Below are 13,910 nucleotides of genomic sequence, written 5' to 3'. Positions count from 1 at the left end.
CTCCCTCACGGGGGCCGGCCGTCGTCGTCCGGGACGCGTCGCCGAGCGCCGGCACGCGCGGTCGGCGGCGCAGCGGCCGTGTCGAGCGGGTGCGCCTCAGGCGGGTGTGCGTCAGACGGGTGTGCGTCGGGCGGCGTGCCTCAGGCGGGGGTGCGCTGTGCGGCGCGCGCGCCCACGACGCCCGCGAAGGCCCGCGCGATGGTCGAGCCCGCCACGGCGACCGCGGCGTCGTGCTCGGCGGTCGCGGCGTCCACGGCCGCGGTGTCGACGTCGTCGTGCAGCTCCGCCCACGCGTGCAGCGTCGCGGGCGACGCCTCGGGGTGGAACTGGACGCCCCACGCCGAGCCGACCCGGAACGCCTGGTAGGGGTACTGCCGCGAGTGCGCGAGCCACACGGCGGCGCGCGGCAGGTCGACGATCGCGTCGGCGTGCATGCTCGGCAGCGGCGTCGAGCGGTGGTCCTCGGGCTCGCGGGTGTCGACGAGCGCGCCCACGACGGGGTCGCCGACGGCCTCGGGCCGCCAGCGGACGTCGACGACGCCGGACTCACGCCCGGGCGGTGCGGCGACGTGCACGCGACCGCCGGTCGCGACGGCGAGCAGCTGGGCGCCCAGGCAGATGCCGAGCGTCGGCACGCCCGCCTCGACGGCGTCCGCGAGCAGCGCGCGCGTGGCGGCCACGCCCGGGGCGTCGTCGAGCGCGGACATCTGCCCGCCCAGGACGAGCAGGCCGTCGAGCTCGCCCACCGGTCCGACGCTCTCGCCGAGGTACGCGCGCACGGTGCGCACCCGGAGGCCGTCGAGCCAGTTCGCGAAGCGGTCGAGCGGCACGCCGGCGTCCAGCTGGACGACGGTCAGCACGGGGTTCGTGAGGTCCGTGGCAGCAGTCACGAGGCAGCACCGTACCGGCTCCGGTCGGTCGTCCAGGAGGACGTCTGCCCTGGACGGACGAACGCCCGTGCAGGCGGCTCCCAGGCGACGCCCAGGCAACGGGCGGACACTGGGGGGATGACCGGTGCGCCTGCCCACCCCGAGGCCCGCCTGCTCGTCGTCGACGACGAGCCGAACATCCGCGAGCTGCTCGCGACGTCGCTGCGGTTCGCCGGCTTCGAGGTGCACGCCGCCGCGGACGGGGGTGCCGCGCTGCGGCTGGCCCGGGACGTCGAGCCGGACCTCGTCGTGCTCGACGTGATGCTCCCCGACATGGACGGCTTCACCGTGACGCGTCGGCTGCGGGAGAAGGGCCAGCACGTGCCCGTCCTGTTCCTCACGGCGCGCGACGACACGGCCGACAAGGTGCAGGGCCTGACGGTCGGCGGCGACGACTACGTGACGAAGCCGTTCAGCCTCGAGGAGGTCGTCGCCCGCATCCGCGCGATCCTGCGCCGCACGTCGGCGGGCCTCGACGACTCGTCCAGCGTGCTGCGGTACGCCGACCTGGAGCTCGACGAGGACAGCCACGAGGTCACGCGCGCGGGCCACGCGGTCGAGCTGTCGCCCACCGAGTTCAAGCTGCTGCGCTACCTCATCCTCAACCCGGGCCGCGTGCTGTCGAAGGCGCAGATCCTCGACCACGTGTGGCAGTACGACTGGGGCGGCGACGCGAACATCGTGGAGTCGTACATCTCCTACCTGCGCCGCAAGATCGACCAGCTCGCCGACGCGGACGGCAACCGCCTGCCCCCGCTGATCCACACCAAGCGCGGCGTCGGGTACCTGCTGCGCGAGCCGTCATGACGTCCACCGCCCCGACGACGGCGACCCGCCCCGCCGGCGGACCGGAGGCCACCGGCGCCTCCACGCCCCGGGCCGGCGTGCGGCGGGTGCGCGACGGCGTGCAGGCGTGGTGGTCGACCGTTCCGCTCGTCGGGCGGCTCGTCGGGATCATGACGGTCCTGCTCGCGTTCGGGCTGCTCCTCGCGGGCGCCGCGAGCGCGACCCTGCTGAGCCGTACGCTCGTCGCCCAGGTCGACGCCAAGCTCGTCACCGAGGGCGTCGGCCTCGCCAAGACGCTGGCCAGGACGGTCCTCACGGAGCAGCTGCCCGACGAGGACGCGTACCTGCCGACGGACTACGCGGTCGCGTTCACGACGACCGAGGGCACCCGCTGGGCGAGCGGCGGGTCCGCGGTGGACGCGCACGGGGTGCCGCGGCTGCCCGAGCTGACGCCGTCGCAGGCCGCCGAGCGTGCGGGCGAGCCGTTCACGATCGCGTCGTCGCAGGAGGACTCCCGCTGGCGTGCGGTCGCGTACCCCGTGTACCTGGAGCGCTCCGCCCGCGTCGTCGGCTCGGTCGTCGTGGCGCTCCCGCTCGGTGAGATCCACTCGACCGTCAAGAGCATGACGCTCGCCCTGCTCCTGTCCGGGGTCGGGATCCTCGGGCTCGGCGTCCTCGCCGGCGGCTGGGCGGTCCGCCGGTCGCTGCGTCCCCTGCGCCAGATCGAGGCGACGGCCGCCGCGATCGCGGCCGGCGACCTGTCCCGCCGCGTCACGACCGCCCCGCCGACGACCGAGGTCGGGCGGCTCGGTGACGCGCTCAACGGGATGCTCGCGCAGATCGAGCAGGCCTTCGGGGTGTCGACGGCGTCGGAGGCGCGGATGCGCCGGTTCGTCGCGGACGCGTCGCACGAGCTGCGCACGCCGCTGGCGACGATCCGCGGGTACGGCGAGCTGTACCGGATGGGGGCGCTCACCGAGCGCACGCAGGTCGACGACACCATGCGCCGGATCGAGGACTCCGCGACCCGGATGGGCACGCTCGTCGAGGACCTCCTCGCCCTGGCCCGGCTCGACGAGAACCGGCCGCTGCGGCACGACCCCGTCGACCTGACGGTCCTCGCCGCCGACGCGGTGAGCGACCTGCGCGCGCTCGACCCGTCGCGCACGGCCCGCCTCGTCCCGCTGGACGCGGGCGGCACGACCGGCGCGTGCGTCGTGCGCGGCGAGGAGGCGCGGCTGCGGCAGGTCGTCGCGAACCTCGTCGGGAACGTCGTGCGGCACACGCCGGAGGGCACGCCGGTCGAGCTCGCCGTCGGCGTGCGGGACGGCCGCGGCGTCCTCGAGGTGCGCGACCACGGACCCGGTATCGACCCCGAGCACGCGGCGCGGGTGTTCGAGCGGTTCTACCGGGTGGACGCGTCGCGGGGCCGCGACTCGGGGGGCGCGGGGCTCGGGATGGCGATCGTCGCGGCCATCGTGACGGCGCACGGCGGCACCGTCGGGCTGCACGAGACGCCCGGCGGCGGCACCACGGTGCACGTCGCCCTGCCGGTGGCGCCGGACCCAGGTGACGGACCCCACCACCCGGTGTCGCCGGCACGATCTACGATGGCGCGTCCCGACCATCGGCGTGAGGCTTGATCCATGGGCGTCCACGACGCACCGCAGTGGTTGCTTTCCGCGTTCCAGCGCAGTGCCCAGGGGGCTGGGGCGACGGCCACGACGGAGGAGATCCGTGACGTCGGCCAGTCGCTCGTGGACCGGTGGTCCGAGCCCGGCCGCGAGTTCCACAACCTGCGGCACCTGGTCGACGTGCTGGTCCGTGTCGACGAGCTCGTCGAGGAGACGCACGAGCCCGACCTGGTCCGCCTTGCGGCGTGGTACCACGGCGCGGTGTTCGACTCCGCCGAGCGCAAGGCGTACGCGAACCGCGGCGGCGAGGACGAGATCGCGAGCGCACGCCTGGCCGTCGACGAGCTCACGCGCCTCGGCGTCCCGGAGCCGCACGTGCGCCGCGTGCACGACCTGGTCGTGGCCCTCGTCCGGCACTCGCCGGACCCGGCCGACTTCGACTGCGCGGTGCTGTGCGACGCGGACCTCGCGATGCTCGCCGCGGAGCCGCAGCGGTACAAGTCCTACCTGCACGACGTCCGCGCGGAGTACTCGCACCTGCCGGTCGAGCATTACGTGCGTGCGCGGCTGAAGATCCTCGACAAGCTGCTCGGGCGGCCGTCGCTGTTCTCCAGCCCGCTCGGTGCGGCGTGGGAGGAGCCGGCCCGGCAGAACCTGTCCGCCGAGAAGCAGCGCCTCGAGAAGGAGCTCGCGAAGCTCGACGCGGAGACGCTGGCGAACCGTGCCGCCGAGGAGTCGACGCTCGCGGCGACGGACGGCGCGGCGGCCCAGGCGGCGGTCCGCGCGGCGGCGCAGGACCTCTAGCCGACCGCAACCGGTCGCGCGGCGTGGCCGTACGCCGCTGATCGCTCGGCAGGGCGTGGTCGTACACGCTGCTTGCTGGGCGGGGCGCGGCCGTACGCCGCTGTCACCGCAAGTCGTGCGCCGGGTGGTCGGCGAGCCGTCCACAGCCCCTCGGGCCGCGGGTCGCCGCACAGCTCCGGCGCGCACCCGGACCTCCCGACGGGCGGCCCTCCTACCGTCCTGGCCACGAGGTACCGCCACTCCCGGCGGGCCCGGGCGACGGGAGGTCCGCATGAGCAGGTACGAGGTCGACAGCGCGCACGTCGCGCAGGCCGCAGCCGGGGTGCAGGCGCGCGCGGCGACGATCCGCAGCGAGGTCGCGGCGATGCACCGGCAGCTCGCCGACCTGCAGGGCACGTGGCGCGGCTCCGCGGCCACCGCGTTCGCGGGCGTGCTCGCGAGCTGGTCGGCGACCGAGACGCGGCTCGAGCAGTCGCTCGACCAGATCAGCGCCGCGATGCACGCCGCGGCGCAGACCTACGCCGACGCGGAGGCGCAGGCGTCGCGCCTGTTCACCGCCTGACCGCGGCGCGGGTCGACGAGCCAGCGCGGCCGACCGGGCACCTAGGCTCGGTCGGGTGACCGTGCTCGTCGACCCGCCGCTGTGGCCGCGCCACGGACGGACGTGGGCGCGGCGCCGGTCAGCGCGCGCGAGCTGATCCGGGAGCGATCCGCGCCCCGCTGAGCATCAGTCAGCACCGCACGACGAGACACTCACGCAGCATCCGCGCCACCCACGGCGGAGGCGGGGAGACGCGTGCCCTATCTGTCGGGCATGCGACCTGTCGCGATGGCGAACATCGGCACGGACGGCCCGTGCCACATGTACAGCGGCTGTTCCTTGAGTCGCGCGTGCCGCGCCGACCCCAGCCGCCCGAGGCGTTGGCTCAGCGGCGCCACGTGCCGCGGCCACCGCACGGCCTGCCGCCACGCAACCGCGAGCTCGTCGTACGCTCGAGCGAACGTCGGCAGGTCCTTCCTGCCGGCCGCCTCGTCGGCGTCGGCGAGCGCGAGGTGTTCCTCGCACGCGTCCGCCATCGCGTTCAGGAACGTCTCGGAGCAGACCGACAGGCGTCCGCTCCCTGCCTCCTCGAGCACGACCAGCGCCCCCTCGGGCGCATGCCCGGTGAGTGCCGTGAAGAGAGCCGCACTCTGGGCCGGCGACTCGCCCAGGTCCTGCGCCAGCACGCCCTGCAGCGGTCGCTTGAGCCCGGATTGGGGAACGCATGGTCCGGTGGCGACGTCCATCCTGCGCAGTCGGTCGGGCTGGACCGTGAACACCACCACCGCGCGCCGGCCCCATGTCTTGTCGAGCCAGAGCTCGTACGCGGCGTCGAGGAGGGACACAGGGCACACCGTAGGGCAGCGCACTGCTGTCCGATCGAGAACGAGCGCGCCGGCAAGGACGTGTCACACAGGCGGCCGGGCAGGCCTGCCGGATGCGTAGCCGCAGAAAGGCCGCGGTCCGCGCAACCCCCAGCTTCCTAGCCCGGATGTCGCACATTCAGGCGGCACTCCGATGCTGCACATCGCCTGGCGCAGGGCACCGGCCGCGCAGAATCGTCACGCGCACCAGTCGTTCGACAGCTCGATCACTCCGACGCACTGGTCGCGCCACCACAGGAGCTGTGAGACGCGCCCTAGGCTCGGTCGGGTGACCGTGCTCGTCGACCCGCCGCTGTGGCCACGCCACGGGCGGATGTGGGCGCACCTCGTCAGCGACACCTCGCTCGACGAGCTGCACGCGTTCGCGTCGCGCGCGGGGCTGCCTCGACGCGGGTTCGACCTGGACCACTACGACGTGCCCGACGAGCGCCTCGACGAGCTCGTCGCGCTGGGCGCGGTGCCGGTCAGTGCGGGCGAGCTGATCCGGCGGCTGCGCGCGTCCGGCCTGCGCGTGCCCGCCCGCGAGCGCGGGGGCCGGCCGCACGCCTGACACCCCGCGAGCGCGCGCGTCGACCCGGCGTACGCTCCCGACATGCCGCTGCGCCCGCTCGACCAGTCCTCGAAGCTGAAGAACGTCCTGTACGAGATCCGGGGCGCGGCGCTCGACGAGGTCGCGCGGCTCGAGGCCGAGGGCCACTCGATCCTGCGGCTCAACACCGGGAACCCCGCGGCGTTCGGCTTCGAGGCGCCGCACCAGATCGTCCGCGACGTCATCGCGTCGATCCCGCACGCGCACGGCTACACGGACTCCCGCGGCATCCTGTCGGCCCGGCGTGCGGTCGTGACGCGGTACGAGACCGAGCCCGGGTTCCCCACGATCGACGTCGACGACGTGTTCCTCGGCAACGGCGTCTCCGAGCTCATCACGATGGTCATGCAGGCGCTGCTCGACGAGGGCGACGAGGTGCTCATCCCGTCGCCGGACTACCCGCTGTGGACCGCCATGACGTCGCTGTCCGACGGCGTGCCCGTGCACTACCGGTGCGACGAGACGAACGGCTGGCAGCCCGACCTCGAGCACCTCGAGTCGCTCGTCGGGCCGCGGACCAAGGCGATCGTCGTCATCAACCCGAACAACCCGACGGGCGCGGTCTACTCGCGCGAGGTGCTGCAGGGCATCGCGGACATCGCCCGACGCCACTCGCTGCTCGTGCTGTCCGACGAGATCTACGACCGCATCCTGTTCGACGGCGCGACGCACACCCCCATGGCGACGCTCGCCCCGGACCTGCTGTGCCTGACGTTCAACGGCCTGTCGAAGACGTACCGGGTCGCGGGCTACCGGTCGGGCTGGCTCGTCGTGACGGGTCCCCGGGAGCACGCGCAGGGGTTCCTCGAGGGCATCGAGCTGCTCGCGTCGACGCGTCTGTGCCCCAACGTGCCGGCGCAGCACGCGGTGCAGGCCGCGCTCGGTGGCGTGCAGTCCATCGACGCGCTCATCGCCCCCGGCGGCCGCCTGCACGAGCAGCGCGAGGTCGCGTGGCGCGGTCTGACGTCGATCCCCGGTGTCGACTGCGTGCGCCCCGACGGCGCGCTGTACCTGTTCCCCCGGCTGGACCCCGAGGTGCACGAGATCCACGACGACGCGCGCCTGGTGCACGACCTGCTGGTGAGCGAGCACATCCTGCTGGTGCAGGGCACGGGCTTCAACTGGCCGACGCCCGACCACTTCCGCATCGTCACGCTGCCCGAGGCCCGGGTCCTCGCGGACGCGGTCGAGCGCATCGGCAACTTCCTGGCGTCCTACCGGCAGTGACGCGGCGGGCTCGTCAGCAGGAGAACCAGCAGGTCGTGGCCGGCCACTCCCCCGTCGCCGCCCTCTCCTGCGCGGCCTTGCGGGCGACGCGCAGCGCCCCGAGCGGGACGTCGTCGCGGCCGTCCATGCGGCACGCGGACGCGTCGCCCGCCGGGACGACGAGGATGCCCGCGTGCGGGTCCGGCTCCCCGTCCGCACGCTCCTCGGTGTACCGGTAGCGCGCTGCGTGCTCGTCGACGCTGTCCAGGTGCCCCCAGAAGATCACGACGGCGCTCCCCGGCGCGGCGTCGGGCCGGTCACGTCGCCGCGAACCGCGCGTGCACGCGGACGGACACGACGATCTCGTCGGGCCGCAGGTCGAGACCGCCGCCGGCGTCCGGGGCCACCATCGACCTCGCCGCGAACAGCGGCTCGACGGGCGGGCGGGCGCCGTCCCCGAGCAGGCCCGGGTCGGCGACGGCGAGCGGCCGCACGGCGGTCAGGCCGAGGCTGCGCGCGTAGACGGAGGCCTTGGCCGCGGCGTCCTGGACCGCGCGCACCTGCGCGTCAGCGGTCAGCCGGGTGCGCGTCTCGTGCGCGAGGTCCCACTCGACGCCCTGCACCGTGACGCCGTCGCGGACGGCCGCGTCCTCGACCCAGCGTTCCAGCAGCTCGAGGTCGCGGAACGTCATCGTGAGGTCGGCGGCGGCGTGGTGGACGAGCGGCAGCTGGCGCCCGTCGGTGTTCCACGGCCGCTCGGCCCACACCCGCACGCGCCCCGACGACCAGGACGACACCGCTCCGGACGGCGGTGCGTGCAGCTGCTGCGCGACCTCGGCGAGCCACGCGTGCTCACCGGTGGTCCGCCGGACCACGGCCTCGCGGTCCGGCCCGTCGAAGCCGACCGTCAGGGTCACGGTGCCGCGCTCGGCCGGGTGGCGGTGCTCGCAGCACCCCTCGACGCTGACGACCGTCTCGTGCACGCCGCGAGCGTAGTCCTCGCACCACGCCCACCCGGGGACCTGTCGCCCGGATGCCGCGCCCGCACCTGCCAGACTCGGGCGCGTGATCCGCTACCCCCGTGCCCTGGGCGACGGGGACGTCGTCGCCGTCCCCTCCCCGTCCGCAGGCGTCGAGCCCCGCCACCGGGCCCGGCTCGACGTCGCCGTCGAGGCCGTGCGCGCGCACGGGTGGGACGTGCGGCTGGGCCCCCTCGTCGGGGGCGTCGGCATCGCGAGCGGCAGCCCGCGGGACCGCGCCGACGAGCTCACGGGGTTCCTCACCGACCCGGCGGTGCGCGCGGTCGTCCCGCCGTGGGGCGGCGAGATCGCGCTCGACCTGCTGCCGCTGCTCGACTGGGACGCGCTCGCCGCCGACCCCACGTGGTTCGTCGGGTACTCCGACGTCGCGACGCTGCTGCTCCCCCTCACGCTGCGCACCGGAGTCGCGACGCTGCACGGCCAGAACCTCATGGACACCCCGTACCGGGTCCCGGCGCCGCTCCTGCCGTGGACGACCGTCGTGACGGCCGAGCCGGGCGCGGTCCTGACGCAGGGCGCAGCCGAGCGTGTCCGGGAGACGGGCTTCGACGACTACGCGGACGACCCGCACGTCGCGCAGTACACGCTCGACGCTCCGGGGGGATGGACGCGCGTCGACGCGGAGGGCGACGTGGAGGTCACGGGACGGCTCGTGGGCGGCTGCCTGGAGACGGTGTCGCACCTCGCGGGCACGCCGTACGGGGACGTCGCGGCCTTCGCCGACGCCCACGCGCCCGAGGGGCTCGTCGTGTACCTCGAGGCAGCGGCCGCGGACTCCGCCGACGTGACCCGCCGTCTGCTCGGCCTGCGGTACGCGGGCTGGTTCGACCGCGCGAACGCCGTCCTGCTCGGCCGGACCCGCGGCGCCCGGACGCCGGGCTGGACGCAGCACGACGCCGCGCGCCACGCCCTGGGCGACCTCGGCGTCCCCGTGCTCGCGGACGTGGACTGCGGCCACGTCCCGCCGCACCTGTCCCTCGTCAACGGTGCGCTCGCGACCGTCACGCACGACGGCACGACGTCGCGCGTGGTCCAGCGTCTCGTGTAGTCACACGATCTTCGGGAACGCGAGCAGGAGCCCGGTCCCCACGACGACGAGGACCAGCGCCACGCCCAGCAGGGTCCACCGCAGGCGCTCGGCGCGGCCGCGCGTGGAGAGCGACGCGAAGAACAGGACGAGCGCGAACAGCACCGTCAGGAACGTGTAGCGGTCGCTGCGCTCGTCGAGAAGCAGCGCGCGGGCGAACCAGTCCTCCGCGCGCGCGTCGGCCTCGGCGGCGTCCGCCGCCCCGGGCGGCTCGTAGACGGGCAGCGCGAAGGGGCTGCGCGGCGCGTCGGGGTCCTGGAGCGGCTCGGTCGCGAGCCAGGCGTCCATGGCGGGTGCGAGCTGCGGGCTGAACCTCTCCCGGGCGAACGCCGCGAGAGGCTCGTCGCCCTGCGCCACGGCCTGCACCCACACGGCGAACGTCTGCAGGTCGTAGCCGCGTGCCGCGTCGGCCTCGGCGGCGTGCCGGCTCGCCTCGATGCGCGCGGAGGACGCCTTGGAGAAGGCGATCGACATCTCCCCGCCCCACTGGCTCGCCTCGAAGACGCTCCAGGCCGTGAGGACGGCGGTGACGGACAGCACGACGACCGTCACGACCTCCCGGACGTGCCCGGGTCGCGCCGGAGCGGGCGACCCGTGCGCATCCGCCGCGTCGCCCGCCTGCCTGGCCTGCGCTCGGTCGACCTGCCGCCCGACCCCCGTCATGTCGGCCTCCCGCCCGGCCCGCGCGTGCGGGCTCATCCCGGACGCTAGGCACCGCAGCCCTCTCGGACGTCACCCCGCGAGGGTGACCACCGCCCTCGGACCCGGCGACCGCCGGTGGCACGCCGAAGGGCCGGCCACCCGCAGGTGACCGGCCCCTCGTGCTGGGTCGTGCAGTGCGGCGGTCAGACCGCCGCGCGACTCACGTCGACGGTCAGAAGCCGCCGCCGAAGTCGTCGCCACCGCCGGCCGGGCCGGCCGGGGCCTTCTCCGGCTTGTCGGCCACGACGGCCTCGGTGGTGAGGAACAGCGCCGCGATCGACGCCGCGTTCTGCAGCGCGGAGCGGGTGACCTTGACCGGGTCGTTGACGCCCGCGGCCAGCAGGTCCTCGTACTCGTTGGTCGCGGCGTTCAGGCCGTGGCCGGTGGGCAGGTTGCGGACCTTCTCCGCCACGACGCCACCCTCGAGACCGGCGTTGACCGCGATCTGCTTGAGCGGGGCCTCGATCGCGAGCTTCACGATCGACGCACCGGTCGCCTCGTCACCCTCGAGCTCGAGCTTCTCGAACGCGAGCGCGCCGGCCTGGATGAGCGCGACGCCACCACCGGCGACGATGCCCTCCTCGACGGCCGCCTTGGCGTTGCGGACGGCGTCCTCGATGCGGTGCTTGCGCTCCTTGAGCTCGACCTCGGTGGCCGCGCCCGCCTTGATGACGGCCACGCCGCCGGCGAGCTTGGCGAGGCGCTCCTGCAGCTTCTCGCGGTCGTAGTCCGAGTCCGAGTTCTCGATCTCGGCACGGATCTGCGAGACGCGGCCCGCGATCTGCGCGGCGTCGCCCGCACCCTCGACGATCGTGGTCTCGTCCTTGGTGACGACGATCTTGCGCGCCGTGCCGAGGACCTCGAGGCCGACCGTGTCGAGCTTGAGGCCGACGGTCTCGGAGACGACCTGGCCGCCCGTGAGGATGGCCATGTCCTGCAGCATCGCCTTGCGGCGGTCGCCGAAGCCCGGGGCCTTGACGGCGATGGACTTGAACGTGCCCTTGAGCTTGTTCACGACGAGCGTGGCCAGGGCCTCGCCCTCGATGTCCTCGGCGACGATGAACAGCGGCTTGCCGGCCTGGATGACCTTCTCGAGCAGCGGCAGCAGGTCCTTGACGTTCGAGATCTTCGACTCGACGAGCAGGACGTACGCGTCCTCGAGGACGGCCTCCTGACGCTCCGGGTCGGTCACGAAGTACGCGGACAGGAAGCCCTTGTCGAAGCGCATGCCCTCGGTGAGCTCGAGCTCGAGGCCCAGCGCGGACGACTCCTCGACCGTGATGACACCCTCCTTGCCCACCTTGTCGAGGGCCTCGGCGATGAGCTCGCCGATCGCGGTGTCACCGGCGGAGATGGCGGCCGTGGCGGCGATCTCCTCCTTGGTCTCGACCTCCTTGGCCTGCGCGAGGAGCTGGGTCGTGACGGCCTCGACGGCCTTCTCGATGCCCTTCTTCAGCGCGATCGGGTTCGCACCCGCGGCCACGTTGCGCAGGCCCTCGCGGACGAGCGCCTGGGCGAGGACGGTCGCCGTCGTCGTGCCGTCACCGGCGACGTCGTCGGTCTTCTTCGCGACCTCCTTGACGAGCTCCGCGCCGATCTTCTCGAACGGGTCGTCGAGGTCGATCTCCTTGGCGATGGAGACACCGTCGTTGGTGATCGTGGGGGCGCCCCACTTCTTGTCCAGCACGACGTTGCGGCCCTTGGGGCCGAGGGTGACCTTGACGGTGTCGGCGAGGGTGTTGAGACCCCGCTCGATGCCGCGGCGGGCCTCCTCGTTGAAGGCAATGATCTTGGCCATGGGGCTGTGATCCTTCGCTCGGTTCCGGGTCGGCCGCTGGGGTGCCCGCGACGGACGGCGCGTCGCTCGCGGTCCTGTCCCGCGTCGCGACGCACCTCACCGGGCGGCCGGTGGTTCTGTCACTCTCCACCGGAGAGTGCTAAGTCAATGGTTAGCACTCGGCCCCTGCGAGTGCAAGGCGCGTTCGCCCACGGTGGAGCCGGCGGCCCGCTGCCCGACGACCGCCACGGGTCGCCACAGGCGGCCGGCAGCGTGACCTTCACCCGCGGTACGGCCCGACGCGGCCCCGCCGCCGTCTATCGTGCGCGTGTGCCAGGTCACACCGACGTGGTCGACGTCGTCGTCGACACGCGCCGCGGCGCGCCCGCGCACCGCCCGCGCCGGCGCCGTCCCGTGGCGACGGTCGTGCTGTGCGCGGTCGCCGCGGTGCTGCTCGCACCGGTCGCGCCCGGGACCGCGTCGGTCGCACCGCCCACGGGGAGCGTCCCGGACGAGGTCGCGTCGTGGGCCCGCATCGACCTGTACCAGGAGACGGTCGCGCTCCTGCCCGACGGCACCCGCACCGCCGTCGCGACCGGCACGCGTCCGACGTTCCTGGCCGGCACCCGGGTGCTGGACCCCGCAGCGGGCACCCTCGCGGGAGCGCTCGGCGGTGACACGGGTCCTGCGGGGCAGGGCGGCGTGCAGGCCGCGGACGGCGTCGCGGCCGAGCAGCGGGCCTGGCTCGCCGAGGGCCGGGTCCCAGGTGCCGGCGGGCCGTACGCGGACATGGCCGAGGCGGCGCTGCTCGACGTGCGCACGCTGCTGCTGCCCGGCGGAGCCGCGGTCGCCGGCTGGTCGGAGCGCTGGCGGTACGTGTGGCCGCGGGACGCGGCCTTCGTCGCGGTCGCGCTCGCGCGGACCGGCCACGTCGACGACGCCCTCGAGGTCCTGGGCTTCCTCGACCGGGTGCAGGAGGACGACGGCTCCTTCGAGGCCCGCTACCTGCCGGACGGGTCGGGCCCGCCGGACGACCGGGGCGTGCAGACCGACGGCACGGGCTGGGCGCTGTGGGCCGCGGGGCTGGTCGTCGCGGAGATCGCCGACCCGGCGGAGCGGGAGGCGGCGGCGCGCGAGCTGCGCCCGCTCGTGCTGCGCTCGGTGGGCCGCGCGACCGTGCTCGTCGCCCGCACGGGGCTGCCGCCCGCCTCCCCGGACTACTGGGAGGTGCCCGAGCGGGCCGTGACGCTCGGGACGGTCGCGCCGCTCGTCGCCGGCCTGCAGCAGGCGGAGGTGCTGCTGCGGCTCACGGGCGACGTCGAGCTGGCCGACGACGCCGCCCGGGCCGCGCGCCGCAGCGAGCTCGCCACGGTCCGCGAGTTCGGCGGCGCGGGCTACGCACGGTACGCCGCGGGCGGTCACGCGGACGCGGCCCGTGCGTTCCTGCTCGCCCCGTTCCTGCGGTCCGCGCTGCCGGGGGCGCACGACGCGTGGCGCGACTCGGTCCCGACGATGCTGCGGCCGGCGAGCGGTCTGGCGCCGGGCGCGGGCTGGCGCGACGACGGCGTCTCGTGGACGCCGCAGACGTCGCTGTACGCGTGGGTCGCGGCGGAGAACGGCGAGCGGGAGCTCGCGGACGGGTGGCTGCGGTTCCTGGACGCGCACCGCACGTCGGCGGGGTCGATCCCGGAGAAGGTGCTCGCGGACGGCTCGCCCGCCGCGGTCGCGCCGCTGGCCTGGAGCGCGGCGTGCGTGCTGCTCGCTCTCGACGCGATCGACGACGCGACGCACGTCCCCGGCCCACGCGGTCCGGCCGCGGTCTGACCCGCCGCCCGGGCGCGCAGCGTCCGCCCCGTGCGTGCACGACGTCGGGCCGCACCGGGCGCGGGCACGGACGCCGACGGGCCGCGCACCCGAGGGTGCGCGGCCCG

General features: G+C 74.7%; 14 protein-coding genes. 8 read left to right on the top strand and 6 right to left on the bottom strand.

What is annotated here, in order from left to right:
• Nucleotides 1-140 precede the first annotated feature (140 nt).
• Nucleotides 141-890, bottom strand: a complete 750-nt coding sequence (locus tag CELF_RS03230; protein ID WP_013769817.1) for a type 1 glutamine amidotransferase — start codon at nt 888-890, stop codon at nt 141-143.
• 117 nt (nt 891-1,007) lie between these two features.
• On the opposite strand from CELF_RS03230, the gene CELF_RS03225 reads away from it, so the two are divergent.
• The 4 genes from CELF_RS03225 (at nt 1,008) to CELF_RS03210 (ending at nt 4,715) form a co-directional block, all read left to right on the top strand.
• Entirely contained in the window at nt 1,008-1,736 is a 729-nt protein-coding gene (locus CELF_RS03225) for a response regulator transcription factor (RefSeq protein WP_013769816.1), read from the top strand.
• Nucleotides 1,733-3,358 carry a sensor histidine kinase gene (locus tag CELF_RS03220; protein ID WP_013769815.1) on the top strand — a complete coding sequence of 542 codons (1,626 nt, stop codon included), beginning with the start codon at nt 1,733-1,735 and terminating at the stop codon, nt 3,356-3,358. Before CELF_RS03225 ends, CELF_RS03220 begins: the two co-directional genes overlap by 4 nt.
• Nucleotides 3,359-3,361: 3 nt before the next feature.
• On the top strand, nt 3,362-4,153 hold the full coding sequence (locus tag CELF_RS03215; protein WP_013769814.1) for an HD domain-containing protein: 792 nt from the start codon (nt 3,362-3,364) through the stop codon (nt 4,151-4,153).
• Between the two features lie 271 nt (nt 4,154-4,424).
• Nucleotides 4,425-4,715, top strand: a complete 291-nt coding sequence (locus tag CELF_RS03210; protein WP_013769813.1) for a WXG100 family type VII secretion target — start codon at nt 4,425-4,427, stop codon at nt 4,713-4,715.
• Nucleotides 4,716-4,954: 239 nt separating this feature from the next.
• On the opposite strand, the gene CELF_RS03205 is transcribed toward CELF_RS03210, so the two are convergent.
• On the bottom strand, nt 4,955-5,539 hold the full coding sequence (locus CELF_RS03205; protein ID WP_013769812.1) for a hypothetical protein: 585 nt from the start codon (nt 5,537-5,539) through the stop codon (nt 4,955-4,957).
• Nucleotides 5,540-5,846: 307 nt separating this feature from the next.
• On the opposite strand from CELF_RS03205, the gene CELF_RS03200 reads away from it, so the two are divergent.
• Both CELF_RS03200 and CELF_RS03195 read left to right on the top strand, forming a co-directional pair.
• Nucleotides 5,847-6,128 (top strand): DUF4031 domain-containing protein, encoded by a 282-nt coding sequence (locus tag CELF_RS03200; protein ID WP_041553323.1) that lies wholly within the window; start codon nt 5,847-5,849, stop codon nt 6,126-6,128.
• A gap of 42 nt (nt 6,129-6,170) precedes the next feature.
• Nucleotides 6,171-7,394: a pyridoxal phosphate-dependent aminotransferase gene (locus tag CELF_RS03195; RefSeq protein ID WP_013769810.1), complete on the top strand. Its 1,224-nt coding sequence runs from the start codon at nt 6,171-6,173 to the stop codon at nt 7,392-7,394.
• A 13-nt stretch (nt 7,395-7,407) separates the two neighbouring features.
• Here the strand turns inward: CELF_RS03195 and CELF_RS03190 are convergent, their stop codons facing one another.
• Both CELF_RS03190 and CELF_RS03185 read right to left on the bottom strand, forming a co-directional pair.
• Nucleotides 7,408-7,659, bottom strand: a complete 252-nt coding sequence (locus CELF_RS03190) for a hypothetical protein (RefSeq protein ID WP_013769809.1) — start codon at nt 7,657-7,659, stop codon at nt 7,408-7,410.
• A gap of 31 nt (nt 7,660-7,690) precedes the next feature.
• Complete coding sequence (locus CELF_RS03185) at nt 7,691-8,356, bottom strand: SIMPL domain-containing protein (RefSeq protein WP_013769808.1); 666 nt, start codon at nt 8,354-8,356, stop codon at nt 7,691-7,693.
• Nucleotides 8,357-8,438: 82 nt separating this feature from the next.
• On the opposite strand from CELF_RS03185, the gene CELF_RS03180 reads away from it, so the two are divergent.
• Entirely contained in the window at nt 8,439-9,461 is a 1,023-nt protein-coding gene (locus CELF_RS03180; RefSeq protein ID WP_013769807.1) for a S66 family peptidase, read from the top strand.
• On the opposite strand, the gene CELF_RS03175 is transcribed toward CELF_RS03180, so the two are convergent.
• Both CELF_RS03175 and groL read right to left on the bottom strand, forming a co-directional pair.
• Nucleotides 9,462-10,199 (bottom strand): hypothetical protein, encoded by a 738-nt coding sequence (locus tag CELF_RS03175; RefSeq protein ID WP_212758471.1) that lies wholly within the window; start codon nt 10,197-10,199, stop codon nt 9,462-9,464.
• 175 nt (nt 10,200-10,374) lie between these two features.
• The gene (groL, locus tag CELF_RS03170) at nt 10,375-12,000 is read right to left on the bottom strand and encodes a chaperonin GroEL (protein ID WP_013769805.1); all 1,626 of its coding nucleotides are present in this window, start codon (nt 11,998-12,000) and stop codon (nt 10,375-10,377) included.
• A 309-nt stretch (nt 12,001-12,309) separates the two neighbouring features.
• Between groL and CELF_RS03165 the strand changes: the two genes are divergently transcribed.
• Nucleotides 12,310-13,803: a glycoside hydrolase family 15 protein gene (locus CELF_RS03165; protein WP_174302267.1), complete on the top strand. Its 1,494-nt coding sequence runs from the start codon at nt 12,310-12,312 to the stop codon at nt 13,801-13,803.
• The last annotated feature ends 107 nt before the right edge of the window (nt 13,804-13,910 follow it).

The organism is Cellulomonas fimi ATCC 484 (genome assembly GCF_000212695.1).
GTDB classification, from domain to species: Bacteria; Actinomycetota; Actinomycetes; order Actinomycetales; family Cellulomonadaceae; genus Cellulomonas; species Cellulomonas fimi.
Note: the sequence above shows the minus strand (reverse complement) of the source record. Positions and strands in the feature narration are given on the sequence as shown.

Excerpts from the sequence above, each read along its gene's own strand:
- CELF_RS03225 (WP_013769816.1), top strand. The coding sequence starts at position 1,008 with ATGACCGGTGCGCCTGCCCACCCCGAGGCCCGCCTGCTCGTCGTCGAC.
- CELF_RS03220 (WP_013769815.1), top strand. The coding sequence starts at position 1,733 with ATGACGTCCACCGCCCCGACGACGGCGACCCGCCCCGCCGGCGGACCG.
- CELF_RS03215 (WP_013769814.1), top strand. The coding sequence starts at position 3,362 with ATGGGCGTCCACGACGCACCGCAGTGGTTGCTTTCCGCGTTCCAGCGC.
- CELF_RS03210 (WP_013769813.1), top strand. The coding sequence starts at position 4,425 with ATGAGCAGGTACGAGGTCGACAGCGCGCACGTCGCGCAGGCCGCAGCC.
- CELF_RS03195 (WP_013769810.1), top strand. The coding sequence starts at position 6,171 with ATGCCGCTGCGCCCGCTCGACCAGTCCTCGAAGCTGAAGAACGTCCTG.
- CELF_RS03175 (WP_212758471.1), bottom strand. The coding sequence starts at position 10,199 with ATGAGCCCGCACGCGCGGGCCGGGCGGGAGGCCGACATGACGGGGGTC.
- groL (WP_013769805.1), bottom strand. The coding sequence starts at position 12,000 with ATGGCCAAGATCATTGCCTTCAACGAGGAGGCCCGCCGCGGCATCGAG.